Here is a 614-nt window from a genome sequence, read left to right on the forward strand (position 1 = left end):
ATAATGTTCGGCAGCTAATCGCCATTTTGGGCGATTAAGGTGTATGTTAGCATCACTTCTAATAAAAGAATCACATATCAGCTAATTTCCACTTTACTTCAGAAGCTGATACATCATCATCAATATATGCTTGCAAATAAGCAGCTAAATCTTTATATCGACTTTCACCGTTGCAATCATATACCCATAATTCCGGTTCTTCTGTACCGTCAAACCATATTAGGCAAATCATTTCATAGCCATTATCGCTTGCTGCAAAAATGGAAATTCTGTTTGGCGCAAATAGTCCAGTAGCATGGTCTTCCCAATAATCCTTTGAAGCTTTTATGTCGCGAACAATTCCTATCAACCGTTCATCCTTTTCATCTTCATTCCATGGACTTTCCATTTCTTTTGTATCAAGCCAATCTCCATGTGTCGCATTAATCCATTTACCAAATGCCCCATACCTGATTTTCAACATAGGAGAGACATTTCTATAAACTCCTTTTTCAAGGGTAGGCACTCCCTTATGAAAGTCGATAGCTTGGCTTATTTGAACCTTACCTTCTAAATCAATGACTTCATCAAGCAATTCTTTTATTGTTTTCATTCTTTTTTATTTGATGCTAATG

General features: G+C 36.3%; 1 protein-coding gene. It reads right to left on the minus strand.

Going from position 1 to position 614, the window contains the following annotated elements:
• Positions 1-70: 70 nt before the first annotated feature.
• Complete coding sequence (locus DWW52_RS20905) at positions 71-592, minus strand: hypothetical protein (RefSeq protein ID WP_048317453.1); 522 nt, start codon at positions 590-592, stop codon at positions 71-73.
• Between the last annotated feature and the right edge of the window lie 22 nt (positions 593-614).

Origin of the sequence: Odoribacter sp. AF15-53, from assembly GCF_003479425.1 — a bacterium.
Classification (GTDB): domain Bacteria; phylum Bacteroidota; class Bacteroidia; order Bacteroidales; family Marinifilaceae; genus Butyricimonas.